We start from the raw sequence: 25,175 nt of genomic DNA, 5'->3' as shown, positions 1-25,175 counted from the left end.
AACTGATGCAAGATTTTTTTATTGGAGCAATGAATTCAATAAGACATATATCAATTTGGTCTATAGTTGATATATTAGTTGTTTCATATATTTTCTACAAAGGATATATGTTAATAAAGGAAACTAGAGCTGAACAGTTATTAAAAGGAATAATTTTAATAGTTGCATTAATTCCAATAAGCTATATTCTAAGATTAGATATGTTATATTTTATATTAAATAAAACTTTAACTATAGGAGTTCTTTCAGTTGTTATTATATTCCAGCCTGAAATAAGGCGTGCTCTTGAACATTTAGGAAGAAGTGCATTTGATGAAACACATAATATTAGAGATGTTCAAGAAAGAGAAAAAGTAATAGATGAAATCGTAACGGCAGTACAAGACTTAGCTGAAACAAAAACAGGTGCATTAATTGCAATAGAACAAGGAACAGGTCTTGGAGAGGTTTTAGCCTCAGGAACTATAGTAGATGCTGTTGTAAGTTCTGCACTTTTAGAAAATATATTTGTTGTTAATACACCACTTCATGATGGAGCAACAATTATTAGGCAAGATAGAATTTATGCTTCAGGGTGTGTTTTACCTCTTACAAGTAATAATTCTATAAATAAGAAGCTAGGTACTAGACATAGAGCTGGAATAGGCCTTTCAGAAAATTCAGATGCATTAGTAATAATAGTATCAGAAGAAACTGGAACAATTTCTCTTGCAATGAGTGGAAGATTAACAAGAAACTATGATAAAGAAAAATTAAAAACAACATTGTTAACTATGATGAAAAATAATGAAAATAGAAAAGTAAAATCAGCTGGTGAGAGGGTGAAAACATGGATAAAAAGGATAAAAGACAAAAAATAATAGTAAAATTAGTATGTGTTTTACTATCATTTGGTCTATGGCTTTATGTAACTAATGTTCAAAGTTCTATAAGAACTTATACATTAAAGGGTATTCCTGTTAGACTTGTTAATACACAATCTTTAAATCAGTTTAATTTAGCTATATCACCAGGTCAAGAATTTACTGTAGATATTAAAATAGAAGGAGATTCTAAATATATTTATTCAGTTACTAAAGAGGAATTTTCGTTAGTTGCAGATATGGGAGAATATGCATTAAAAACAGGTATTAATAATATACCTGTTCAAGTTGTTAATTCTCCAAGTCAAGTAAATATACAAAATGATAGTAATCTTATAGTTGCTGTAAAATTAGAAAAATTAATTAAAAAAGAATTTGATACAGTATCAAATGTAAATATAACTTATTCAAATAATGTTTATAAAAAAAATGAAAGTTTTACATCTGAAAAAGTACAAGTTTCAGGTCCTGAAAGTTCTATTAATAAAATAGATAGAGTTGCGTTAGTAGGGCAATTAAAAAATGTAAGTGGAAATATAACAAAACAATTTCCACTTGAAGCATTAGACTCAAATGGGGAAGTAGTAAAAGATGTTACATTAAGTAAGACTATTGGTAAAATTAGTGTTTCTGTTAATAATGGTAAATCAATAGATATAGAGACAAGTACTACAGGACAATTACCAGATGGATATAAAATATCTAAGATAACACCAGATATAACTGCGGTACAGGTAGTTGGAGATACAAATTTTATATCTCAATTAAAATCATTAAAAACTGAGCCAATAGATTTGTCTGGCATAACAGAAACAACAGATAAAAAAGTTAAAATAATTTTGCCAGAAGGAGTTAAATTAGCAACTGGAGATGGATATGTAAATGTAAAAATAGAAGTTTTAAAAGAAGAAAATAAAAAAGATGAAACTGAAAAAAATACAACAAAAAATTTCGATATTCCAATTACATATACAGGTTTAAATGACAAGTTAGAGATTAATAATAAAACTGAAACAATTAGCATTACTGTAAATGGAAAACAGACTGATTTAGATAACTTAACAAGTGGAGATTTTTCTGCTACATTGGATTTAGGTTCTTATAACCAAAGTGGTACTTTTGAAGGAGAACCAAATGTAAAGTTAAATAAAAATATTGATGCTAAAATATCAAATGTTGAAAAAGTAAAATTCTCTTTAAAAGATAAGGATAAAGCAACTTCAACTGATAATAATGAAAATAAACAAGATAATAATAAGAAAACAACTTAGGAGAAAATGGTATGGCAATAAGAGTTAATGGGGTTACTTTAAGTATAGATGAAGATAAATCATTATTAAAAAATAAAGTAGCTAAAAAGTTAAAAATAAAAGAAAGTGAAATAAAAGAATTAAAAATAATAAAGGAAAGCTTAGATGCTAGAAAAAAAGATAATATAAAATTTAGTTATTGTATTGATATAAAGTGCAATAATGAAAAGAAGATAGTTAATAAAATTAAAAGTAATAGTGTAAAGCTTGAAGAAGAGATAAAAGAAGAAACTTTTATATATGGAGATAAAAGATTAACTTCAAGGCCTGTTGTTATAGGATTAGGTCCAGCAGGTTTATATGCAGCTTTAACTCTTGCAAAGCATGGATATAATCCAATAATTTTTGAAAGAGGAGAAGATGTTGATAGTAGAACAAAAACTGTTGAAGAGTTTTGGAAGAATAGAAAATTAAACTTAAACTCAAATGTTCAATTCGGTGAAGGGGGAGCAGGAGCATTTTCTGATGGAAAGCTTACAACTAGAATAAAAGATAAAAGATGTTCATTTGTATTAGAGGAACTTGTAAAAAATGGAGCTCCAGAAGAAATTACCTATGTAGCAAAACCACATGTTGGAACTGATATATTAAAAACAGTTGTTAAAAATATAAGAGAAGAAATAAAATCACTAGGTGGAGAAGTTTATTTTAATTCAAAATTAGAAAATATAAATATAGAGGATGGAAAGCTTAAAAGTATAATAGTAAATGGAAAAGAAGTTAAATGTGAATGTTTAGTTTTAGCTATAGGACATAGTTCAAGAGATACTTATGAAATGCTTTATGAAAGTGGAGTTAAAATGGAACAAAAAGCTTTTGCTATAGGCGTTAGGATAGAGCATCCTCAAGAAGTTATAAATGAAAGTCAATATGGAGAATACGCAAATCATCCAAAATTAAAAGCTGCAGAATATAGATTAGCATATCAAAGTGAAGTTCAAAATAGGGGAGTTTATTCTTTTTGTATGTGTCCAGGAGGAGTAGTTGTTGGCGCAGCATCAGAAGAAGGTAGGTTAGTTTCAAATGGAATGAGTTATCATGCTAGAGATTTAGATAATGCAAACTCAGCATTAGTTGTAACTGTTGGTCCTGAAGATTTTAAAGGAAATCATCCGCTTGCTGGAATGGAATTTCAAAGATATTATGAAAATCTTGCATTTAAGGTAGGTGGTGAAAACTATAATGCACCTATACAATTAGTTGGGGACTTTTTAAATGATAACATATCAACAAAACTTGGTAGTGTTATTCCAAGTTATAAACCGGGATATGTATTTAAAGATTTGAGGGAATGTTTACCTTCATATGTAGTAGATACAATTAAAGAAGGAATAAAAGTATTTGGCAAAAGAATAAAGGGATATGATATGGATGATGCTGTATTAACTGCAATTGAAACAAGAACATCTGCACCGGTTAGAATGCCAAGAAATGAAATGCTTAAAAGTGTAACTGTTAATGGTTTATATCCTACAGGAGAAGGAGCTGGTTTTGCTGGGGGTATAGTATCTGCTGCTGTTGATGGTATAAAAGTTGCAGAAAGAATAATGGAAGAATATTGTGTAAAATAAAATGAAAAAAAGTAGCTTTTTGAGCTACTTTTTTTGAAATAAATTTTCTGACAATTTAAGTTTTAAAGTAATTATCTGATACAATATAAATATAATTTGTTACAAAATTAACAACAAAAAATACCAGAAGTATTATTAAAAGTACACTAAATCAATGATTTTAAAATATAAAAGGTAAGAGGTGCGGTAAATGAGTAAGAATTTTGAAGATTTATTATCAAAGGTTAAAGAAGTTGAACCTAAAAAGGTAGCTGTAGCTGTAGCACAAGATGAACCAGTATTAGAGGCTGTAAAATCAGCAAAAGATAAAGGTATAGCAGATGCAATATTAGTTGGAGATAAACATGAAATAAAAAAAATTGCTGATAAAATAGGAATGGATTTATCAGGATATGAAATAGTACATGAAAAAGATAATAAAAAAGCAGCTTTATTTGCAGTACAACTTGTATCAAGCGGAAAAGCAGATATGGTCATGAAGGGATTAGTAGACACTGCAACATTTTTAAGAAGCGTGTTAAATAAGGAAGTTGGATTAAGAACTGGAAGACTTATGTCACATGTTGCAGTATTTGAAATAGAAGGAATAGATAGATTAATATATCTAACAGATGCAGCTTTTAATACGTACCCAGATTTAAAAGCGAAAAAACAAATAATAGATAATGCAGTTTCAGTAGCTCATGCTTGTGGATTACAAATGCCAAAGGTAGCACCAATTTGTGCAGTTGAAGTAGTAAATCCAGATATGCCAGCAACTTTAGATGCTTCATTATTATCAAAAATGAATGATAGAGGACAAATAAAGGGTTGTATAGTTGATGGACCTTTAGCCCTTGATAATGCATTATCAGAAGAAGCAGCACATCATAAAGGAATATCAGGACCAGTTGCAGGAAAAGCAGATATAATAATGCTTCCAAATATAGAAACAGCTAATGTTATGTACAAATGTTTAACTTATACTTCAAAATCAAAAAATGGTGGACTATTAGTTGGAACATCAGCACCAGTTATATTAACTTCAAGAGCAGATTCATTTGAAACAAAAGTTAATTCAATAGCATTAGCAGCATTAGTTGCTGAATCATTAAAGTAGAATTTATTGGGAGGTAGTAATAGATGTCATATAAATTATTAATTATAAATCCAGGGTCAACTTCAACTAAAATTGGAGTTTATGAAGATGAAAGAGAAGTATTAGAAGAGACTTTGAGACATTCATCAGATGAAATAGCAAAATATGCTACAATATTTGATCAGTTAGATTTTAGAAAAGAAGTTATATTAAATGTATTAAAAGAAAAGAACTTTGATATAAATACATTAAATGCCGTAGTTGGTAGAGGTGGAATGCTTAAACCAATTCCAGGTGGTACTTATAAAGTAACAGATGAATTAGCAGAGGATTTAAAAATTGGAGTTCAAGGACCACATGCTTCAAATCTAGGTGGAATATTATCAAAGGAAATTGCCGGAGAATTAAATATACCAGCTTTTATAGTTGATCCTGTTGTTGTAGATGAATTAGATGATGTAGCAAGAATTTCAGGTGTACCAGAACTACCAAGAAAAAGTAAATTTCATGCATTAAATCAAAAAGCAGTAGCTAAAAGATTTGGAAAAGAAAGTGGAAAAGGATATGAAAATTTAAATTTAATAGTTGTACACATGGGTGGAGGAGTATCCGTTGGAGCTCATAAACATGGTAGAGTTGTTGATGTAAATAATGCATTAGATGGAGATGGTCCATTTTCACCAGAAAGAGCAGGTGGAGTTCCATCAGGTGATCTTATAAAAATGTGTTTTAGTGGAAAATACAGTGAAAAAGAAGTTTATACTAAGTTAGTAGGTAAAGGTGGATGTGTAGCTTACCTTGATACAAATGATTTTAGAGATGTTAGAGATGCAGCTTTTAAAGGGGATAAGGAATCTAAATTAATATACGATGCATTTATATATCAAGTAGCAAAAGAAGTAGGGGCAATGGCAACAGTATTAGAAGGAAAAGTAGATAAGATAATTTTAACTGGTGGTATAGCTTACTCAGAAGAAGTTGTAAGAGATATAAGCAAGAGAGTAGATTGGATTTCAGAAGTTAAAGCATATCCAGGAGAAGATGAATTATTAGCTTTAGCACAAGGTGCTATAAGAGTATTAAATGGTGAAGAAGAAGCTAAAGTTTATTAATTAATTTAGTTTTGAGAATAGATATTAATTTATTAATCCGTTGAATAAAAAAAAGAGATATGTCTATAATGTAGATGTATCTCTTTTTTAGATACATAATACCTAATTATTGGAGGTTATTATGAGGACAAGCTTAAATTTTGAAAATCAATTAACTATGATAGCTCAGATGACAAATGATTCTAGGTTTCAAGTTTTAGAATATGATGAGTTAAATGGTGCTGTTGATGTAGATACGGCTTTTGATTTAAATATTATGAAAAAAAGTGGAATTAAATTAAAACAAATAAGAATAATATTAAATGAAAGTCGTGTTAAAGTAGAAAGTGGAGCTTTAAGTTACATGAAAGGTGACATAAATATAATAAATAAAACTGGAGGTTTAATTGGTATATCAAAAAAATTTATATCAAGCAAATTGACAGGGGAGGAAATGTTCAAGCCTACATATGAAGGTAGTGGAGAAATTTTTTTAGAGCCATCTTTTAAACATTATGCACTTATAGAACTTCAAGATGATGAGATAATAATAGATGATGGAATGTTTTTGGCAAGTGAAGAAGAGGTTTATTTAGAAGCAACTGGTCAAAAAACATTTTCTGCTGTACTTTTTGGAGAAGAAGGTTTATTTCAAACAAAAGTTTATGGAAGTGGAATTGTTGCATTAGAACTTCCTGTACCAGAAAATGAAGTTTTTGTTTGTAGATTAAATAATGATACTTTAAAAATTGATGGTAGTTTTGCAATTTTAAGAAGTGGAAATATAAAGTTTTCAGTAGAAAAGTCTGCAACTTCAATGATAGGAAGTGCAGCAAGTGGAGAAGGATTTTTAAATGTTTATAGGGGAACTGGTGAGGTATGGTTAGTTCCAACTAAAATAGTTTATGATAAAATTAGAGAGATAAATAAAAAAGATAATTTTAAAAGAGAAGATTTTTATGATAAATAATGTAAATTCTTTTGTGTAATAAAGTTGTGAATTATTAAATTAAAGATGATATAATATAGGGTATATTTATAAAGTACGGAGGAGAAATTATGAGTACACTAAATTCAAAGATAAAAGGTGAGGATATAGAGTTACTTTTTGAATGTATATTAAAATTAGAAAATAAGGATGAATGTTATAAGTTTTTTGAAGATATAGCAACAATTACTGAATTAAAAAGCTTATCTCAAAGAATATGGGTAGCTAAGTTATTGAAAGAAAAGAAAACTTATACAGAAATTGCAGAAGAAACAGGAGCTAGTACTGCTACTATAAGTAGAGTAAATAGATGTTTAAATTATGGAAGTGACGGATATAAAATTATTTTAGATAGAATTAATAATGAAAAAGTTGTCAATAAATAATGAAACAAATATAATATAGTAGTAGAAAAGTTAAAAATAGTTAACTTAAAAGAACAGAAAGAGGTAAATTTTTATGAGTAGAATGTTTGGAACTGATGGAGTAAGAGGAGTAGCAAATACAGAACTTACTGCTGAACTTGCATATAATTTAGGAAGAGCTGGAGCTTATGTATTAACAGAAGGTGCTCATAAACCCAAAATATTAGTTGCAAAAGATACTAGAATATCAGGGGATATGTTAGAGGCTGCATTAGTTGCTGGTATATTATCTGTTGGAGCAGAAGCAGTTGTGCTTGGAGTTATACCAACACCAGCAGTTGCACACTTAACTAGAGAGTATGGAGCAGATGCTGGAGTTATGATATCAGCTTCACATAACCCAGTAGAATATAATGGTATAAAATTCTTTAACAACAAAGGTTACAAGCTTTCTGATGAACTTGAAGATGAAATACAAAGAGTAATAGAATCAGGTTTTGAAGGAGTACCAAGTCCAGTAGGAACAGCACTTGGAAGGGAAAGAGTAGAAGTTTCAGCTTTAGAAGATTATATTGAGTTTGCAAAAAGTACAACAGCAGTAAATCTTTCAGGATTAAAAATAGCATTAGATTGTGCAAATGGAGCGGCATATAAAGCAGCTGTGCAAGCTTTTAGAGATTTAGGAGCAGAAGTTTATGTTATAAATGATAATCCAGATGGAACAAATATAAATGAAAATTGTGGATCAACTCATCCAGAAGAACTTATGGAATATGTGGTTAAAAAGGGTTGTGATGTTGGATTCGCATTTGATGGAGATGCAGATAGATGTTTAGCTGTTGATGAAAAGGGAAATTTAGTTAATGGAGATTTTATATTAACTTTATGTGCTAAATATTTAAAAGAAATAGGAAGACTTAAAGAAGACACTTTAGTAGTTACGGTTATGAGTAATTTAGGACTAGATATTGCTTGTAAAGAATTAGGAATAAAAACTGTAAAAACTAAAGTTGGAGATAGATACGTATTAGAAGAAATGCTAGATAAGGGATACGTAATTGGTGGAGAGCAATCAGGTCATATTATATTCTTAGAATGTAATACAACAGGAGATGGATTAGTTACTGCATTACAAGTTGCATCAATATTAAAGAGAAGCAATAAAACTTTAAGTGAGTTATGTTCAATTATGAGAGAGCTTCCTCAAGTTTTAGTAAATGCAACAGTACCTAATGATAAAAAAGATATTTACTTAAAGGATGCTGAAATAATAGCTGAAATAGAAAGAATGGAAAAATTAATGGATGGAAGAGGAAGAGTTTTGATAAGACCTTCAGGAACAGAACCATTAGTTAGAGTTATGCTAGAAGGTGAAGATCAAGAAGAAATAGATAAGATAGCTCATAACTTAGCTGATATGATATTAGATAAGTGTAAATAAATTTTAATTATAGTTAAAATGAGAAGTTATTTTAAAATAACTTCTCATTTTTTTATACAGCTTTTATTGAATTATCAGTAAACTCGGGGTTTAAGGTTCTTAATAATCTACTTATTGGAATAAGTTTTAAAATAATCATGCATATTATCATTTCAGCTCCAACTAAAGGAAGATTTACTACTGCTGAATATAATAACGCACCCATTTCAGCTGGGGCAAATGAACCAAAGAACACGACTCCTGATATAAAGTGACATAAAAATTTTGTAAAGAATGCTACAAACACACCAAGCATTCTATGATTTTTTCTGAAATAATTTATTCCAGCAAGTCCCATAGCTAGCGATGGTAATGGATAATCAAAAAGCATTTGAATTGGATGTATTATATATGGATCAGTGAATAAATTAATTATTCCGTACAGAAATCCAGTTAAAAAACCTATTTCTTTACCATAAGCAAATGCTATTATAAGTATTGGTACCATACAGCCTAAGGTTATACTTCCTCCTTGAGGAAATCTATATAGTCTAAAAACATTAAGAATTGTAGAAAGTGCTAAGGCGATAGCTATATTGGTCATTATCCTTGCATTTAATTTAATTTTTCTAAATTTAAATAAAGCAAAGAATAGAACCAAACAAGCGATTATAGTTAGTATAGACATAGGACTTTCTAAAATTGTCCTAAATTTTTCAGGGATATTTGTATAAAGATTTGTAAATCTTTCTCCCCAATCATTTAAAAATTCCATAAAAAAACCTCCTATTTGTGCTAGAAGGACGTAAAAGAACTGAGTCTTTTGCTTTCCTACGCCGGTATTATCCAGATCAGGTTAAAGGGTTAATGCTAATATATAAGCATTTCTCAGCCACAAAGGCACCCCTAGCACATAAAATAATATTTTATTGACAAGCTTATTGTAATATTACAGGTTTATAATGTCAATAAATTTCAAACATTAAATGAAATATAAGTTAATAAGTGGTAAAATTTAATGGTGATTAAAGCTTATAAAAATAATTATAGTATATAGTTGGATTTAAATAATCGTATTAAAATACAAATAGCTATAAACTTTTTATCATATAGACTGGAGAAAATGTAATTTAAAATACGAATATAATTTTTTTATTTATATGTTGAGTTAGCAAGAACATCATTTATAGAATAGGTCATGTATCTAAGTTAAGAAATTTTCCTGAATATATTAAAGGAGTGAATTAAGTTAATAATAGATAGAGTAATTTAAAATAGTAATTATTATTTTAAATATATAGTTAAAGCATCTATAAAGATTAAATAAAAATATTAAAATGAAAAGGTGATTAAAGTGAAAATATATGATTTAACACATTATTTAGAAGATAATATGACTTCTTATTCAGAAGAAGAAGGATATTTTAAAAAAGAATTAAGTACAATAGATAAGGAGGGATACAATGTATTAAAAATATCTTTATCATCACATACTGGAACTCATATGGATTTTCCAAAACACGTATTTAGTGATGGGAAATTCTTAGATTCTTTTAATGTAGAAGATTTTATAGGAAGAGCATATATGATAAATTGTAAAGAAAGAAATATAATAGATTTAAAGTTTATTTTAAAGTATAAAAAAGAAATAGAAGAGTGTGATTATTTAATATTAAATACAGGATATGAAAAATATTGGAATGATAAAAAATATTTTTTAAATTATCCTATATTATCTTATGAAGCATCAAGATTTCTTAGTAACATAAGAACATTAAAAGGCATAGGGATCGACTGTATATCTATTGATTGTGAAGATGATGAAAAGTTAATAAATCATAAAAATCTTTTGAAAAATAATAAGCTTATAATAGAAAACCTTTGTGGATTAGATAAAATAAATGGTAATTTTAAGATAATAATAGCACCATTAAAAATAAAATCTGGAGATGGAGCACCTTGCAGAGTTTATGGAATAAATAATTAAAGAAAATATAAGTTAAAGAAGACTTCAATTAAAAATAAAATTTTAATTAAACTTAAAAGCTAGTTAGAAATCTAACTAGCTTTTTTTTTGGTTGCGGGAGCAGGACTTGAACCTACGACCTTCGGGTTATGAGCCCGACGAGCTACCAACTGCTCCATCCCGCGATATTTATTTAAATCATTCAGTAGGTTAACTATACTCCTAAATAAACACTTTGTCAACTAATTTATAAAATTATATAATTTTTACTTCTTTATGACCACAAGTAGGGCATTTAAAATTAATCTTTTCTATCTTTGAATTATCATAAGCATATAAGTATTCATTCATAATATCTCCACAAATAGGACAAATTAAAGTTTTTGAATTATTATTTGAAATTTTAGTTTTATTATTCATGATATCATCTCCTAAAAATAAGATATCACATTACTGAAAAAAGTAAAATGAAAATATTACTTTAAAAAAATAGAAAAAGCTGATATTATATCAATAAAGTTAAATCATAGTAAACATATAGGAATACTAAGAATATAATTTAGAATTAAGTTTATTTTAAAGGTAAATACTAATAAAAAGGAGGTATTACTTTGGAGATTTATTTAGATAATTCTGCAACTACAAAACCTTATAAGGAAGTAATTGAAGTTATGGGAGATGCAATGGAAAAATATTATGGTAATCCATCATCTTTACATAAGATAGGAATAAAAGCAGAAAAAAAGTTAGATGAATGTAGAGAATACATAGCTAGTACTATAAATGCAAATAAAGACGAAATTTATTTTACTTCTGGTGCAAGTGAAGGAAATAATTTAATTATAAAAGGTATACCAAAGAGCGGAAATCATGTTATAACAACTAAATTTGAACATCATTCAGTTCTTAAAGTATATGAGGATTTAGAGAAAAAAGGTATTAATGTTACATATTTGGATGTTGATAAAGATGGAATGATTTCTTTAAAGCAATTAGAAGATTCAATAAACAAAGATACAGTACTTATATCTATAATGTTTGTAAATAATGAAATTGGTTCTATTCAAGATATAGAAAAAATAGGAAAACTTATAAAAGAAAAGAGTAGTAGAGCGAAATTTCATGTTGATGCAGTTCAAGCTTATGGAAAATTTTTTATAAATGTTAAGAAAATGAATATAGATATCCTAACTACAACAGGACATAAATTTCATGGTCCTAAGGGAACTGGTTTCTTATATTTAAAAAAAGGAATAAGACCAAATTCTTTAATACATGGAGGAAGTCAAGAAAGTGGATTAAGAGCTGGCACTCATAATGTTCCAGGAATAATTGCACTTAAAAAGGCGTGTGAAATATCTTATGGTCATATATTAGAAAATTATGAGAATGTTCTAGAATTAAAGGCATATATGATAAATAAATTAAAAGAAATAGATAATATTTATATAAATAGTCCTAATGATGAAAAACACTCTCCATATATATTAAATATTACATTTAAAGGGGTAAGAGCTGAAGTGTTACTTCATATGTTAGAAGAAGATAACATATATGTTTCAACTGGATCTGCTTGTACATCAAAGACTAATATAGCAAGTGGAAGTTATGTTTTAAAAGCAATTGGTCTTTGTGATAAAGATGCTGAAGGTGGAGTAAGATTTTCTTTTAGTGAAGATAACACAAAAGAAGAAATTGATATAGTTATAAATAATTTAAAAAGGTCATTATCATTTTTAAGGAGGATAAAAAGATGAGTAAACTTATATTAGTGAAATATGCATCTGAAATATTTTTAAAAGGACTTAACAGAAATAAGTTTGAGAAAAGGTTAAGAGATAATATAAAGAAGAAGCTTAAAGGATTAGATTTTGAAATATTAAATGATCAAAATAGATATTTTATTAAAATAGATAATATAGAAGAAGGAATTAAAAGAATAAGAAAAGTATTTGGAATAGCAGAAATATGTGTAGTGACACAAGTTGAAAGAGATATGGATGCTATTAAGGAAGAGGTTTTAAAGAAAATTAAAGAATCAGAACCAAATACATTTAAAATTCAAACTAATAGAGCTAATAAGAGTTTTAAAGGAACGTCTATGGATATATCAAGAGAAATAGGAGCATATGTTCTTTCTATATATGAAGATAGTTTGGAAGTTGATGTTAAAAATCCTGAGTGCTTAGTTAATGTAGAGATAAGAGATAAAGCTTATATATATACTAATGCAGATAGAATAAAAGCAGTAGGAGGACTTCCTTATGGAATAAATGGTAGTACAATGCTTATGTTATCAGGAGGAATTGATTCTCCAGTAGCTGGTTATTTAATGGCGAGACGTGGAGTTGAACTTAATTGCATTTACTATCATAGTCATCCATACACATCAGAGAGAGCAAAGGATAAAGTAAAAGAGCTTGCAAAAATATTAAGTGAGTATACAGAAAAGGTTAGACTATTTATAGTTCCATTTACTGATATTCAAATGGAAATAATAAATAATTGTCCAGAAGATGAATTAACTATTATAATGAGAAGATTTATGATGAGAGTTGCTTGTAAGATGGCAGAAAAAGAGGGAATTCAATGTATATCAAGTGGGGAAAGCATAGGTCAAGTTGCAAGTCAAACTATGGAAGGGCTTACTGTTAGTACTGAAGTTGCTGATAGACCAGTATTTAGACCTCTTATAACAATGGATAAGGGTGACATAATGGATATAGCAAGAGAAATAGGAACTTATGAAACATCAATACTTCCATATGAGGATTGTTGTACTATATTTGTGCCAAAACACCCAAAAACAAAACCAGTAGTTAAATATATAAAAAAATCAGAAGAAAGCCTAAATATAGATGAATTAGTAGAAAAAGCTATAGAACAAACAGAAATTGTAGTATTTTAAATTTTATTTTAACCTTCTTTTAATATTTTAATATATTGATATAAAGGAATATTTTAAAAAATAGTGTACTTTATATTAAAAGGGGAGGCTAAATTATGCAATTTAAAATTACTCCTATTGAAGAAAAACAGTATTTAAATGGAGAAATTAGAGATGTACAAGATAAATTAATAGTCATTTGTCAAAGAAATAATTGTGTATGTTCAACTGTTAAAGGATCATTTTATTTAAGATTTAATGTTAATTTAGAATTTAATCAATTAAATAGGGATGTATTTAGATTATATTTATATCTTGATAGTCTAAGGTGCACAAATTCTATGTTAATAAAAATAAATGTTGAAATAAGAGAATGTGGAAATAATATAGAAAATAGCTGTATAAGTTATAGAATAAATTCATCTGAAGTAGGCAGATATATTAGTATAAACCTAGCAAAAGCTTTTGAAAATTTAAATTTAAATACTATTAATGAAATAAATATAAATGTATCACCTGAAGGAAATGGAGTAGCCGTATTTGCTTCAAATAATACAGCGAGAAATCCATTTATATTTTTAGAATCTGAAAGAGTTGTAGGGCCAGTAGGACCACAGGGACCACAAGGACCAGTAGGTCCAAGGGGACCAAGAGGTATTCAAGGTGAGAGAGGACCAATTGGGCCTAGAGGATATCAAGGTGAAAGAGGTTGTATAGGACCTGTAGGACCAGAGGGTGCTCAAGGAGCAAGAGGACCTAGAGGTGTAGAAGGACCACAGGGACCAGAAGGACCACAAGGGCCAGCTGGTGAAGCAAATATAAACACTTTTGGTTCATATACAAAAATCAATTCAATAAATAGTTCTTGTGGATTATTAAATTTGTTTAATAATATAGTTAATGAGAGTGGTTCACTAGAGCATAATAATAATCAAATTATTATCGGGGAAAGTGGAAATTATAGAATAACATTTAATATAGCTATACCAGAAGGAAGTTGTATAAATAGATTAAGGGTAAATGGCATAGGAAATGAAGGCGATATAATTCCTGTATTTTCGAATTGTCAATCTGTAACTCAAGTATACTTTGATAGAATAATATTTTTAACTGAAGGGACAACAATATCAGTAGAATCATTTGGAGATGAAGATATAAGATTAAGTTGTAGAGATGAAAATATATCATATTTTACAATTATAAAGCTTAATTAAAATAAAAAATATGCTACTAATTTTTAGTAGCATATTTTTTTATTATGCAGTTTCTACATCTTGATGAGCAAATTGACTATTATAAAGGTCTGCGTAGAAACCATTTTTTTCAAGAAGTTCGTTGTGAGTACCTTGTTCTATAACATCACCATGATTCATAACTAATATAAGATCTGCGTCTTTTATTGTTGAAAGTCTATGTGCAATTACAAAGTTTGTTCTACCTTTCATAAGTCTTGTCATTGCATTTTGAATATAACTTTCAGTTCTAGTATCAACTGAGCTTGTAGCTTCATCAAGTATTAATACTTTAGGATTAGCAAGTATTGCTCTAGCTATAGTTAATAATTGTTTTTGACCTTGTGATATATTTGAAGCTTCCTCATTTAATATTGTGTCATAACCTTGAGGTAATGTTCTTATAAAATAATCCGCATGAGCAGCTTTTGCTGCATTTACAACTTCTTCAAAAGTAGCATTTTCTTTTCCGTAAGCTATATTATCTTTAATGCTACCATTAAATAGCCAAGTGTCTTGTAGAACCATACCAAACATATTTCTTAAATATTCACGAGAAAACTTAGTTATATCAACACCATCAAATTCAATAGCACCACCATTTAATTCATAGAATCTCATCATAAGATTTATTAATGTTGTTTTACCTGCACCTGTAGGACCAACTATAGCAATAGTCTGACCTTCTTTAGCAGATACTTGCATATCATTCATTAATATGTGATCTTCGCTATAACCGAATTTAACATGTTTAAAATCAACATTTCCTTTAGGATTATCAAGAATAACTGGGTTAGCTGGATCTTCAATTTCTTCTTGTTCATCTAATATTTCAAAAACTCTTTCTGCTGAAGCCATTGTAGATTGAAGAATATTTGCAATGTTAGCTGTTTGATTAATCATTTGAGTAAATTGTCTTGAATATTGAATGAAAGATTGAATATAACCAACACTTAATTTGTTTTTAGTAACAAGTATACCACCAACAACAGCTATAATTACATAACCAATGTTGTTTATAAAGTTCATAAGTGGCATTATAAGTCCTGACATAAATTGAGCTTTCCAAGCAGAATTATAAAGTCTATCATTTATTTCATCGAATTCTTTAATAGCTTTCTTTTCATGTCCAAATGCCTTAACAACTATATTACCAGTATATATTTCTTCAACATGTCCATTAAGAGCTCCAAGTTCTTTTTGTTGAGCTGAGAAGTATTTTTGTGATCTACCTATTATAGGTCTAGTTGCTATTATACAAACAGGTAAAGTTAAAATACATATTAAAGTTAAAAGGGGACTTATTGTAAGCATCATTATTGTAATGCCAATTATAGTTACAACAGCAGTTATAAGTTGAGTTAAACTTTGTTGTAAAGTACTACTTATATTATCAACATCATTAGTAACTCTACTTAAAATATCACCTTTTGAATTTGCATCAAAATATTTTATTGGTAATTTATTAAGTTTATTATCAACATCTGTTCTCATATCTTTAACAGTATTTTGAGCAACTCCAGCCATTATATATTGTTGAAGATACATAAATGCTGCACTTAAAATATAAAAGAATAAAAGTAATAAAATATAGTGAGATAATTTTGTAAAATCAATTGATGCTCCAGGAATTCCTTTAAATTTTGCAATCATACCTTCAAGTATTACATTAATAGTTTCTCCAAGTAATTTAGGGCTAAATACAGTAAAGGCAGTGCTTAAAATTGCCATAAATATTACTGATATAAGTTTAATTCTATGAGGTCTTAAGTAAGTTAATAATCTTTTGGCAGTTACTTTAAAATTTTTAGCTTTTTCACCGCCAATAACAATACCATGACCTCCTTTTCCTCCTCCCATCATATGGGATTGTTTTTTATGTTTATTATCTATGCTCATTTGAAAGTTCCTCCTCTGAAAGTTGTGATGAGGCAATTTCTTTATAAATTGCACAGTTTTCAAGTAATTGTTGATGAGTTCCAATTCCAACAATGTTACCATCATCTAATACTAAGATTCTATCTGCATCCATTATAGTACTTACTCTTTGGGCAACTATAATAACTGCTGAATCTTTAGTTTCATTTTTTAAAGCAGCTCTAAGTTTAGCATCAGTTTTAAAATCAAGTGCTGAAAAACTATCATCAAAAAGATATACTTCAGGTTTTCTAACTAAAGCACGGGCTATTGCAAGACGTTGTTTTTGACCACCTGAGAAATTTTTACCACCTTGTTCAACAATTGAATCAAATCCATCTTCTTTTTCCATTATAAAATCATATGATTGGGCAATTTTAGATGCGTGAACAAGCTCCTCCATAGAAGCATCTTCTTTTCCATATCTTAAGTTTTCTTTTATATCTCCTGAAAAAAGAACAGCTTTTTGTGGAACAAAACCTATCTTATTTCTAAGTTCTTCTTGAGACATGTCTTTGATATTTAAGCCATCTATTAAAATTTCTCCTTTAGTTGGATCATAAAATCTTTCTATAAGATTTAATAATGTTGATTTACCTGATCCAGTACCACCTATTATGGCTGTAGTTTCACCAGGTTTTGTTTCGAATGAAATATTATTTAATGCACCTTTCTCAGCACCAGGGAAGAAGAAGGAAACATTTTTAAATTCAACATAACCTCTTTTATTAGAATTAGTTTTCTTATTGTTACTATCTATAATTGAAGGTTCAGTTTCAAGGACTTCATTAATTCTATCAGCAGAAGCTGAAGCTCTAGGAATCATTATAAATAGCATACTTACCATTATAAGTGAGAACATTATTTGCATAACATATTGTAAGAAAGCCATAAGGTTACCAACTTCCATAACACCAGAGTTTATTCTGTTTGCGCCAAACCAAAGTATAGCAACAGAAGTTAGATTTAATATAAGCATAAGAATAGGCATAAGTAATGCTATAATTTTATTTACTTTAATTGCATTTGTAGTGAAATCATTATTAGCTTTAGAAAATCTTTTTGTTTCAAAACTTTGCTTATTAAAAGCTCTTATAACTCTAATACCAGTAAGGTTTTCTCTTAAAACCTTATTTATATTATCAAGTTTAGATTGCATAGCTTTAAATAAAGGCATTCCTTTTTTTCCTATAAGACCTATAGCTAAAATAACTAATGGCATTGAAACTAAAAGAATAAGAGATAAATCCTTATCAACGGAAATGGCCATTATAATACCACCAATACAAGTAAGTGGAGCAGTAACCATCATTCTAAGTATCATAATTAAAACTTGTTGAACTTGGTTAACGTCATTAGTAGTTCTAGTTATAAGTGAAGCATTTCCGATTTTGTCCATTTCTTTTAAAGAAAAAGATTCAGCTTTAACGAAAATTTTTCTTCTTAAATCTTTACCATAAGACATTGAGACTTTTGATGAAATATAACTAGCAAATATAGTACATATACTTCCAATAAGAGATACTAAAATCATAATAGCACCAATTTTAAGTATATAATTTACATCGCCATTTATAATACCAGTATCTACTATCTTAGATAGTAATGTTGGTAAATATAATTGAGCCATTGTTTGAACGAAAAGCAATATTATAATAAATATTAAGCTTTTCATATATGGCTTTAAATGCTTAAACAGCTTTAACATATATTTTTCACTCCTTAACTTAATTCGGTTTTATTTTCTTTTAAATTATTTTTTACTTTATTTAATAAATATTGCAAAGAATTAATTTCATCTTTAGTGAAATTATTCAAACATATTGAATCAATTTCTGATATAACTTTTTTTAAATTTGTACATGCATTTAATCCTTTTTCTGTTAAATGGATTCTTGAAATTCGTTGATCATTAGAGTCTATGCTTTTTGATACAAAACCTGCTTTTTCTAATCTTCTTATCATGACAGTAACAGTTGCAGGTTTAATTTTTGTTTTTTCTGCAATTTCTTTTTGGCTTATACCATCATTTTTGTATATAGTGAAAAGAACAGGGGGTTGTCCTGGATATAAACCTTCTTTTTCTAATGTTTTATGACTAAGAGAAAAGTGACCTCTTAAAACATCTCCTAAAAGTTTATAAAAAGGAAAATTAAATTCATTATCCATAAAATACTCCTTTCTAAATTAGTTAGACGACTAATTATTTTTATATTTTAATATCAATCTATACAAAAATCAATAGATAAAAATTAAAAAAATTTAATAATATATTATATAATTTAATTGTATTTTGTGAGGTGATTATATGAACTATGTATATATAATAATGTGTGGAGATAATTCATTATACACAGGTTGGACAAATAATTTAGAAAAAAGATTTATGATGCATTGCGAAGGAAAAGGTGCTAAATATACTAGAGGTAGAGGGCCATTAAAATTAGTATATTTTGAAGAATTTAAAAATAAGAAAGATGCTATGAGAAGGGAATATCAAATAAAGAAGATGAAAAGAGAACAGAAACTTATTTTAATAAAAAGCTTAAATAAATCTATAGAAAATTAAAAAACTTGTAGCAAATTTTTGGGAAAAAAGTATTTTAAATATATAGACAAAATATAAATTTATGATAAAATTACAAAGAAGGTATAAAATTTGAAAAAGTAGGAGTGTGATATATATAGAATTTAAAGTGTATAATTAGTCTAGAAGCGCCAGAACTTAAATTTGTTTAAGTTGACGAGGTTGGGGAGTTATCGAAATTTTCGGCGGGTGCCCCACGGTATTTACACTACCGATAACGGCTAGCAAAACTATGAAGCAATTTATAGGACAAATCTAGCTTGGTGTAAAAACTTCAATTTAAGATTTTTTTAGTCCTAGGATTATTATGCCTTCTTTCAATTTTGCTAGGATAATTCTTAAAGAAGATGACAATTAAATATTATTTGTGAAGAAAGAAGGAAGATTTTTTATGTGCGGAATAGTAGGATATTTTGGAAATAAACAAGCAACAGACTTTTTAGTAGAAGGATTATCAAAGTTAGAGTATAGAGGATATGACTCAGCAGGAGTTGCTGTTATATCTGATGGAAAGATTGAAGTAAAGAAGCAAAAAGGACGTCTTTCAAATCTTGAAGAAAGTTTAAATAAAGCTCCTATTAATGGAACAATAGGTATTGGTCACACTAGATGGGCAACACATGGAGCGCCATCAGATACTAATTCACATCCACATTTAAGTTCTAAAGGAGATATTGCTGTAGTTCATAATGGGATTATTGAGAACTATATAGAACTTAGAGAATTCTTAAAAAGCAAAGGATGTACTTTTATATCAGAAACAGATACAGAAGTTATACCAAACCTTATACAGTATTATTATGAAGGAGATTTATTTAAAGCTGTAGTTAGAGCTACAAAAGACTTACAAGGAAGTTTTGCTATTGGTGTTATTTCAAACAATGAGCCAGATAAGCTTATTGCAGTAAGACAAGATAGTCCATTAATTGTTGGTCTTTCAGATGAAGAAAATTTTATAGCTTCAGATATTCCAGCAGTTTTAAATAGAACAAATAAAGTATATCTTTTAGAAGATAATGAGTTTGTTGTTATAACAGATAAAGGTGTTGAACTTTTAGATGAAAACGGAAATAAGATAGATAAAGATGTATATGAAGTAACATGGAGTGCAGATGCTGCTGAAAAGGGTGGATTTGATTCATTCATGTTAAAAGAAATACACGAACAACCAAAAGCAATTAAGGATACTATGACTTCAAGAGTATCAATGGATCATGAAATTGTTTTTGATGATTTTAAAATTACAAAAGAAGAACTTGAAAATATAGATAGAATATATATGGTAGCTTGTGGTACAGCATATCATGCTGGACTTATGGGTAAGTATTCAGTTGAAAAATTAGCAAGAATACCAGTTGAAGTTGATATAGCTTCAGAGTTTAGATATAGAAATCCATTAGTTACAGAAAAGTCATTAGTAATTGTATTAAGTCAATCAGGAGAAACAGCAGATACTTTAGCAGTATTAAGAGATTGTAATAAAATAGGTGCTAAAACTCTTGTTGTCACAAATGTTGTTGGAAGCACAATGTCAAGAGAAGCTGATCATGTTATATATACTATGGCAGGTCCTGAAATTTCAGTAGCTTCAACTAAGGCATATACTACACAAGTTGTAATAATGCATACAATAGCAATGTACTTTGCTCAATTACTTGGAACTTTAAAAACAGAGGAAATAAATAAGTTAAAAGAAGAATTATTAATGATTCCTGGAAAAATAGAAGACTTATTAAATGATGCTGACAAAGTTAAAGCAGTAGCAGAATCACTTAAAGACGAAGATGATATATTCTTCTTAGGTAGAGGAATGGATTTTGCTCTTGCATTAGAGGGATCATTAAAATTAAAAGAAATATCATATATTCATTCAGAAGCTTATGCTGGAGGAGAATTAAAGCATGGTCCAATTGCTTTAATTGAAGAAGGAACAAAAGTTGTTTCAGTTCTTACTCAAAGGGATCTAATGGATAAGATGATAAGTAATGTAGTTGAAATAAAATCAAGAGGAGCTATAAACTTTGGAATAACATTTAGAGGAAGCGAAAAAGCTCAAGGGGTTTTAGATGAAGTACTATTTATACCAGAAACTATAGATATGTTTGCTCCAATTCTTGCAGCTGTTGAGTTACAATTATTAGCATATTATGTAGCAAGTCTTAAAGGATTTGATATAGATAAGCCAAGAAATTTAGCTAAATCAGTTACAGTTGAATAATGCTCAATAAAGATGTATAATATCTGAGTTGAGATAAATTTCCAATAAAGATAAGGAGTGGGTTTTTTATGAGAGATGAATTAGTAAGATTAATTAAAGAGTATAAGGATACTGGCAGATGTTTGAAATCGGGTTTAGAATGGATGCCTGATAATGAAGCTGCAAAATCCAAAATTGATATAATAAATATGGTCATTGAAGATTTAGAGAATATAATTAAGTAAATTAATTTAAAAGCTTATGCATTTTGGGCATAAGCTTTTATTTTTATAAATTTTAAAAATTATTTTAATAGTTAGTATATAATTTAGGTTCATAATTTAAGAAAGTTTTTATTAAAAAATATGTATTTAATACTATACAGGATTAAATTAAATAAAATAAAGTAAGAATTTATTTTAAAATGACAATGCGTTGCTGTATGATAATAATATAATGAATAATAAGAAGGAGCATTAAACATGGTTAATATATCAAATTTAATTTTCAAAATATTAGAGTTAGCTATATTGATATTTTTAATTTATATAAAAAAAGATGATTTAGAAGAAGTTTACGGTGAAGAATTTAATAAAAAATATCCTAATAATTTAAATAAATTCTTATATGTATTTATATTATTTTTATGTTTATTATTTTTCACATTAAGAGGGATTGATTCTTGGCTTTATAATGCATTTACTAATTTGATTTTAATGTTAATATCTATGATATTTTTATTAAAATCAAAAGAATATATAAAGTCTGTTAAATTAAGAAAATATGCTATTAAAGAACTTTTACTTTCAGCAATAATAATTATAGTAATTTTAAAATATTTTTTAATAGAAGCTTTTAGTAAAATTATTTAATTATTTTTATAGACAGGGGAAAAGATAATGAACAATAAGAGAGATATTAGAAGATATATTTTAGATAAAAGAAATAAAATTAGTAATATAGAAAAAGAAAAACTAGATAATGAAATTATATATAAATTTATAAATAGTGATGAATACAATGAGTCAAAAGTTATTTTTTCTTATATAGGATTTGGTTCAGAAATAGACACAGAGATAATAATAAAAGATTCATTAAATAAAGGAAAAACTGTATGTGTTCCAAAAGTAAAAGGAAAAGATATGTTACTTATAGAGATAAATTCATTAAATAATTTAATAAGAAGTAATTATGGAATATTAGAGCCTAGTGAAAATGAATCTAATATGAATATAAAAGATTTGGACTTAATAATTATGCCAGGAGTAGCTTTTGATAAATTTAAAAATAGAATAGGGTATGGTGGAGGATATTATGATAGGCTTTTATGTAGTTCCAATGTAAATATTAATAAAGTTGCATTAGCTTATGATTTTCAAGTTTTAGAACATATATCAACTGAGGAACATGATATAAAAGTAGATAAAATAATAACAGAAAAAAGGATAATTAAATAATAAATTGCATTAAAAAGAGCTTAGAATTTCTAAGCTCTTTTTTAAAATTATCTTTCTTTATTAGAAATTTCCTTAAGTAATCTAGCTTTGAAGCTTTCAAAATCAATTGAACCTTCATCATCATTTTTTCTACTTCTTACTGAAACTGTATTGTTTTCAGCTTCTTTTTCTCCAACAACTAAGATGTAAGGAGTTCTTTCAAGTCTAGCTTCTCTAATCTTATAACCAAGTTTTTCAGCTCTATAGTCTCCTTCAACTCTTACACCGTTATTTCTTAAATCTCTAACGATTTTTTCAGCATAGTCATTATATTTATCTGATAATGGAAGAACTTTTGCTTGAACTGGTGCAAGCCAAGTTGGGAATGCTCCTGCATATTTTTCAATAAGCATTGCTAAAGTTCTTTCGTAACATCCAATTGATGATCTGTGAATGATATATGGACGTTTCTTTTCACCATTTTTATCAATATAAGTCATGTCAAATCTTTCAGCTAAGGCAAAGTCTATTTGTACAGTTATTATTGTATCTTCTTTTCCATGTACATTCTTAAATTGAATATCAAGTTTTGGTCCATAGAATGCAGCTTCATCATCAGCTTCAACGTAATCTATATTTAAGTGATCTAATATATTTCTCATTATATCTTGAGTATTTTCCCAAGCTTCTGGATTATTTATATATTTTTCAGTGTTATTTGGATCCCATTTTGAGAATCTATAAGAAATATCTCCATCTATTCCTAAAGTACTCATTATGTAATCAATTAGGCTTACAACACCTTTAAATTCTTCTTCTAATTGTTCAGGAGTACATACAATATGACCATCTGCTAAAGTAAATTGTCTAACTCTTATAAGTCCATGCATTTCTCCTGATGATTCGTTTCTAAATAGAGTAGAAGTTTCAGCAAATCTTACAGGAAGATCTCTGTAACTATGTTGCTCTGAATTATAAATCGCATATTGGAATGGGCAAGTCATAGGTCTTAAAGCAAATACTTCATCATCTTTATCTTCAGCACCTAAAACGAACATTCCATCTTTATAGTGATCCCAGTGTCCTGAAATTTTATAAAGGTCACTTTTTGCCATTAGAGGAGTTTTAGTTAAAACATAACCTCTTTTTTCTTCTTCATCTTCAACCCATCTTTGAAGAGTTTGAACTATTCTAGCTCCTTTTGGCATTAATAGAGGAAGTCCTTGACCTACATTTTCATCAGTAGTGAATAATTTTAATTCTCTACCAAGTTTATTATGATCTCTTTTTTTAGCTTCTTCCATAGCTTCTATATGAGCTTCTAAATCTTTATTTTTTAAGAATGCAGTTCCATAAATTCTTGAAAGCATTTTATTCTTTTCGTCACCTTTCCAGTAAGCCCCAGCACTTCTTAAAAGTTTTATAGCTTTCATTGGTTTAAGTGACATTATATGTGGTCCTGCACAAAGATCAGTAAAATCTCCTATCTTGTAGAAAGATATTACTTCGTCTTCACCTAAGTCATTTATAAGTTCAACTTTATAAGGTTCATCTTTCATAAGTTCTAAAGCTTCATTTCTTGGAAGTTCAAATCTTTCTATTTCAGGGTTTTCTTTAATTATTTTTTTCATTTCAGCTTCGATTTTAGCTAAATCTTCTGTTGAGAAGGCACCTTCTTTATCAAAATCATAATAAAAACCATTTTCTATTGCTGGTCCTATAGCGATTTTTGTATTTGGGAATAATCTTTTTACAGCATAAGCTAATACATGAGAAGCTGTATGTCTTAAAGCATCTTTTCCTTCTTGTGAGTCAAATGTGCAAAGTTCAAGCTCGCAATCTTCATTTATTGGTTGACGTAAGTCAACAACTTTTCCATCAATTTTAGCACAAAATGTGTTTCTAGCAAGACCTTCGCTAATATTTTTTGCTACTTCTAATACTGATACACCATTTTCAAATTCTTTAATTGATCCATCTTTTAAAGTGATTTTAACCATTTTAAAAAACTCCTTTCTGAAATTTATTTTAAACTTAAATTTAATTACTAAATAAAAAAACTTCGTCTCAAAATTTAGAGACGAAGTATAATATCCGTGGTTCCACTCTAGTTACTCTTAAAAATAAAGAGTCACTTTAATATGTCGTAACGTGACAATTACGGGCTGGATTAGAGCCACTCCGAGGTAGTCTTCAGCTAAGCTTATATAAAAACACTTACAGCTAATGTGTTTTCTCTCTTAATATAAGGGGTTAACTTACTCTTC

General features: G+C 28.2%; 23 protein-coding genes, 1 tRNA gene, 1 riboswitch and 1 other annotated feature (1 of these 26 running past the window's edge). Of the genes, 17 read left to right on the top strand and 7 right to left on the bottom strand.

The window, feature by feature from the left end:
- The first annotated feature begins 5 nt into the window (after window positions 1-5).
- From cdaA to glmM, 8 genes are all read left to right on the top strand, one after another.
- On the top strand, window positions 6-860 hold the full coding sequence (gene cdaA, locus AC4FQW_RS09940; RefSeq protein WP_303130390.1) for a diadenylate cyclase CdaA: 855 nt from the start codon (window positions 6-8) through the stop codon (window positions 858-860).
- A complete protein-coding gene (locus AC4FQW_RS09935; protein ID WP_491148872.1) occupies window positions 830-2,134 on the top strand; it encodes a CdaR family protein in 1,305 nt (434 codons plus the stop codon). The genes cdaA and AC4FQW_RS09935 overlap by 31 nt, the downstream gene beginning before the upstream one ends.
- An 11-nt stretch (window positions 2,135-2,145) precedes the next feature.
- Entirely contained in the window at window positions 2,146-3,744 is a 1,599-nt protein-coding gene (locus tag AC4FQW_RS09930; RefSeq protein WP_491148871.1) for an NAD(P)/FAD-dependent oxidoreductase, read from the top strand.
- A 190-nt stretch (window positions 3,745-3,934) separates the two neighbouring features.
- Window positions 3,935-4,843 carry a phosphate butyryltransferase gene (ptb, locus tag AC4FQW_RS09925; protein ID WP_303130385.1) on the top strand — a complete coding sequence of 303 codons (909 nt, stop codon included), beginning with the start codon at window positions 3,935-3,937 and terminating at the stop codon, window positions 4,841-4,843.
- Between the two features lie 23 nt (window positions 4,844-4,866).
- A complete protein-coding gene (buk, locus tag AC4FQW_RS09920) occupies window positions 4,867-5,934 on the top strand; it encodes a butyrate kinase (RefSeq protein WP_491148869.1) in 1,068 nt (355 codons plus the stop codon).
- Between the two features lie 121 nt (window positions 5,935-6,055).
- Complete coding sequence (locus AC4FQW_RS09915; RefSeq protein ID WP_491148867.1) at window positions 6,056-6,883, top strand: AIM24 family protein; 828 nt, start codon at window positions 6,056-6,058, stop codon at window positions 6,881-6,883.
- Window positions 6,884-6,972: 89 nt separating this feature from the next.
- Entirely contained in the window at window positions 6,973-7,287 is a 315-nt protein-coding gene (locus AC4FQW_RS09910) for a YerC/YecD family TrpR-related protein (RefSeq protein ID WP_491148865.1), read from the top strand.
- Window positions 7,288-7,360: 73 nt separating this feature from the next.
- Window positions 7,361-8,707: a phosphoglucosamine mutase gene (glmM, locus tag AC4FQW_RS09905; protein ID WP_491148863.1), complete on the top strand. Its 1,347-nt coding sequence runs from the start codon at window positions 7,361-7,363 to the stop codon at window positions 8,705-8,707.
- Window positions 8,708-8,759: 52 nt separating this feature from the next.
- On the opposite strand, the gene thiT is transcribed toward glmM, so the two are convergent.
- Window positions 8,760-9,461, bottom strand: a complete 702-nt coding sequence (gene thiT, locus AC4FQW_RS09900) for an energy-coupled thiamine transporter ThiT (RefSeq protein WP_491148861.1) — start codon at window positions 9,459-9,461, stop codon at window positions 8,760-8,762.
- 36 nt (window positions 9,462-9,497) lie between these two features.
- A riboswitch (TPP riboswitch) is annotated at window positions 9,498-9,604 on the bottom strand.
- A gap of 436 nt (window positions 9,605-10,040) precedes the next feature.
- Between thiT and AC4FQW_RS09895 the strand changes: the two genes are divergently transcribed.
- Window positions 10,041-10,673: a cyclase family protein gene (locus AC4FQW_RS09895; RefSeq protein ID WP_491148860.1), complete on the top strand. Its 633-nt coding sequence runs from the start codon at window positions 10,041-10,043 to the stop codon at window positions 10,671-10,673.
- 88 nt (window positions 10,674-10,761) lie between these two features.
- Here the strand turns inward: AC4FQW_RS09895 and AC4FQW_RS09890 are convergent.
- Window positions 10,762-10,837: transfer RNA gene (locus AC4FQW_RS09890), tRNA-Met, on the bottom strand.
- Window positions 10,838-10,907: 70 nt separating this feature from the next.
- Window positions 10,908-11,072: a hypothetical protein gene (locus AC4FQW_RS09885; protein WP_491148858.1), complete on the bottom strand. Its 165-nt coding sequence runs from the start codon at window positions 11,070-11,072 to the stop codon at window positions 10,908-10,910.
- Window positions 11,073-11,263: 191 nt separating this feature from the next.
- Between AC4FQW_RS09885 and AC4FQW_RS09880 the strand changes: the two genes are divergently transcribed.
- The 3 genes from AC4FQW_RS09880 (at window position 11,264) to AC4FQW_RS09870 (ending at window position 14,753) form a co-directional block, all read left to right on the top strand.
- Window positions 11,264-12,409, top strand: a complete 1,146-nt coding sequence (locus AC4FQW_RS09880; RefSeq protein ID WP_491148857.1) for a cysteine desulfurase family protein — start codon at window positions 11,264-11,266, stop codon at window positions 12,407-12,409.
- Complete coding sequence (gene thiI, locus AC4FQW_RS09875) at window positions 12,406-13,560, top strand: tRNA uracil 4-sulfurtransferase ThiI (protein ID WP_303130603.1); 1,155 nt, start codon at window positions 12,406-12,408, stop codon at window positions 13,558-13,560. Before AC4FQW_RS09880 ends, thiI begins: the two co-directional genes overlap by 4 nt.
- 95 nt (window positions 13,561-13,655) lie before the next feature.
- Window positions 13,656-14,753: a hypothetical protein gene (locus AC4FQW_RS09870; protein WP_491148854.1), complete on the top strand. Its 1,098-nt coding sequence runs from the start codon at window positions 13,656-13,658 to the stop codon at window positions 14,751-14,753.
- A 42-nt stretch (window positions 14,754-14,795) separates the two neighbouring features.
- Here AC4FQW_RS09870 and AC4FQW_RS09865 read toward each other — a convergent pair whose 3' ends face one another.
- From AC4FQW_RS09865 to AC4FQW_RS09855, 3 genes are read right to left on the bottom strand one after another with little or no spacing between them, the layout of a single operon-like run.
- The gene (locus AC4FQW_RS09865) at window positions 14,796-16,670 is read right to left on the bottom strand and encodes an ABC transporter ATP-binding protein (protein WP_491148852.1); all 1,875 of its coding nucleotides are present in this window, start codon (window positions 16,668-16,670) and stop codon (window positions 14,796-14,798) included.
- Window positions 16,657-18,396 (bottom strand): ABC transporter ATP-binding protein, encoded by a 1,740-nt coding sequence (locus AC4FQW_RS09860; protein ID WP_303130600.1) that lies wholly within the window; start codon window positions 18,394-18,396, stop codon window positions 16,657-16,659. The genes AC4FQW_RS09865 and AC4FQW_RS09860 overlap by 14 nt, the downstream gene beginning before the upstream one ends.
- A gap of 14 nt (window positions 18,397-18,410) precedes the next feature.
- Window positions 18,411-18,857, bottom strand: a complete 447-nt coding sequence (locus AC4FQW_RS09855; RefSeq protein WP_303130599.1) for a MarR family winged helix-turn-helix transcriptional regulator — start codon at window positions 18,855-18,857, stop codon at window positions 18,411-18,413.
- A 139-nt stretch (window positions 18,858-18,996) separates the two neighbouring features.
- On the opposite strand from AC4FQW_RS09855, the gene AC4FQW_RS09850 reads away from it, so the two are divergent.
- The 5 genes from AC4FQW_RS09850 (at window position 18,997) to AC4FQW_RS09830 (ending at window position 22,929) form a co-directional block, all read left to right on the top strand.
- A complete protein-coding gene (locus AC4FQW_RS09850) occupies window positions 18,997-19,257 on the top strand; it encodes a GIY-YIG nuclease family protein (RefSeq protein ID WP_491148851.1) in 261 nt (86 codons plus the stop codon).
- 409 nt (window positions 19,258-19,666) lie between these two features.
- Entirely contained in the window at window positions 19,667-21,493 is a 1,827-nt protein-coding gene (glmS, locus tag AC4FQW_RS09845; RefSeq protein WP_303130596.1) for a glutamine--fructose-6-phosphate transaminase (isomerizing), read from the top strand.
- A 68-nt stretch (window positions 21,494-21,561) separates the two neighbouring features.
- On the top strand, window positions 21,562-21,717 hold the full coding sequence (locus AC4FQW_RS09840; protein WP_303130594.1) for a hypothetical protein: 156 nt from the start codon (window positions 21,562-21,564) through the stop codon (window positions 21,715-21,717).
- Window positions 21,718-21,954: 237 nt separating this feature from the next.
- Entirely contained in the window at window positions 21,955-22,344 is a 390-nt protein-coding gene (locus tag AC4FQW_RS09835; RefSeq protein ID WP_491148849.1) for a hypothetical protein, read from the top strand.
- A 27-nt stretch (window positions 22,345-22,371) separates the two neighbouring features.
- Window positions 22,372-22,929 carry a 5-formyltetrahydrofolate cyclo-ligase gene (locus tag AC4FQW_RS09830; RefSeq protein WP_491148848.1) on the top strand — a complete coding sequence of 186 codons (558 nt, stop codon included), beginning with the start codon at window positions 22,372-22,374 and terminating at the stop codon, window positions 22,927-22,929.
- 47 nt (window positions 22,930-22,976) lie between these two features.
- On the opposite strand, the gene thrS is transcribed toward AC4FQW_RS09830, so the two are convergent.
- Window positions 22,977-24,908: a threonine--tRNA ligase gene (gene thrS, locus AC4FQW_RS09825; protein WP_491148847.1), complete on the bottom strand. Its 1,932-nt coding sequence runs from the start codon at window positions 24,906-24,908 to the stop codon at window positions 22,977-22,979.
- Window positions 24,909-24,981: 73 nt separating this feature from the next.
- Window positions 24,982-25,175, bottom strand: a binding site (T-box leader); it runs 16 nt beyond the window's last position.

Source organism: Clostridium sp. TJA085, from assembly GCF_058310235.1.
This window is presented reverse-complemented; position numbering and strand designations above follow the sequence as displayed.

Excerpts from the sequence above, each read along its gene's own strand:
- AC4FQW_RS09830 (WP_491148848.1), top strand. The coding sequence starts at position 22,372 with ATGAACAATAAGAGAGATATTAGAAGATATATTTTAGATAAAAGAAAT.
- glmM (WP_491148863.1), top strand. The coding sequence starts at position 7,361 with ATGAGTAGAATGTTTGGAACTGATGGAGTAAGAGGAGTAGCAAATACA.
- AC4FQW_RS09860 (WP_303130600.1), bottom strand. The coding sequence starts at position 18,396 with ATGTTAAAGCTGTTTAAGCATTTAAAGCCATATATGAAAAGCTTAATA.
- thiT (WP_491148861.1), bottom strand. The coding sequence starts at position 9,461 with ATGGAATTTTTAAATGATTGGGGAGAAAGATTTACAAATCTTTATACA.
- thrS (WP_491148847.1), bottom strand. The coding sequence starts at position 24,908 with ATGGTTAAAATCACTTTAAAAGATGGATCAATTAAAGAATTTGAAAAT.
- AC4FQW_RS09865 (WP_491148852.1), bottom strand. The coding sequence starts at position 16,670 with ATGAGCATAGATAATAAACATAAAAAACAATCCCATATGATGGGAGGA.
- AC4FQW_RS09870 (WP_491148854.1), top strand. The coding sequence starts at position 13,656 with ATGCAATTTAAAATTACTCCTATTGAAGAAAAACAGTATTTAAATGGA.
- AC4FQW_RS09915 (WP_491148867.1), top strand. The coding sequence starts at position 6,056 with ATGAGGACAAGCTTAAATTTTGAAAATCAATTAACTATGATAGCTCAG.
- AC4FQW_RS09930 (WP_491148871.1), top strand. The coding sequence starts at position 2,146 with ATGGCAATAAGAGTTAATGGGGTTACTTTAAGTATAGATGAAGATAAA.
- glmS (WP_303130596.1), top strand. The coding sequence starts at position 19,667 with ATGTGCGGAATAGTAGGATATTTTGGAAATAAACAAGCAACAGACTTT.
- AC4FQW_RS09935 (WP_491148872.1), top strand. The coding sequence starts at position 830 with ATGGATAAAAAGGATAAAAGACAAAAAATAATAGTAAAATTAGTATGT.
- AC4FQW_RS09910 (WP_491148865.1), top strand. The coding sequence starts at position 6,973 with ATGAGTACACTAAATTCAAAGATAAAAGGTGAGGATATAGAGTTACTT.
- buk (WP_491148869.1), top strand. The coding sequence starts at position 4,867 with ATGTCATATAAATTATTAATTATAAATCCAGGGTCAACTTCAACTAAA.
- AC4FQW_RS09885 (WP_491148858.1), bottom strand. The coding sequence starts at position 11,072 with ATGAATAATAAAACTAAAATTTCAAATAATAATTCAAAAACTTTAATT.
- ptb (WP_303130385.1), top strand. The coding sequence starts at position 3,935 with ATGAGTAAGAATTTTGAAGATTTATTATCAAAGGTTAAAGAAGTTGAA.
- AC4FQW_RS09835 (WP_491148849.1), top strand. The coding sequence starts at position 21,955 with ATGGTTAATATATCAAATTTAATTTTCAAAATATTAGAGTTAGCTATA.
- AC4FQW_RS09850 (WP_491148851.1), top strand. The coding sequence starts at position 18,997 with ATGAACTATGTATATATAATAATGTGTGGAGATAATTCATTATACACA.
- thiI (WP_303130603.1), top strand. The coding sequence starts at position 12,406 with ATGAGTAAACTTATATTAGTGAAATATGCATCTGAAATATTTTTAAAA.
- cdaA (WP_303130390.1), top strand. The coding sequence starts at position 6 with ATGCAAGATTTTTTTATTGGAGCAATGAATTCAATAAGACATATATCA.
- AC4FQW_RS09855 (WP_303130599.1), bottom strand. The coding sequence starts at position 18,857 with ATGGATAATGAATTTAATTTTCCTTTTTATAAACTTTTAGGAGATGTT.
- AC4FQW_RS09840 (WP_303130594.1), top strand. The coding sequence starts at position 21,562 with ATGAGAGATGAATTAGTAAGATTAATTAAAGAGTATAAGGATACTGGC.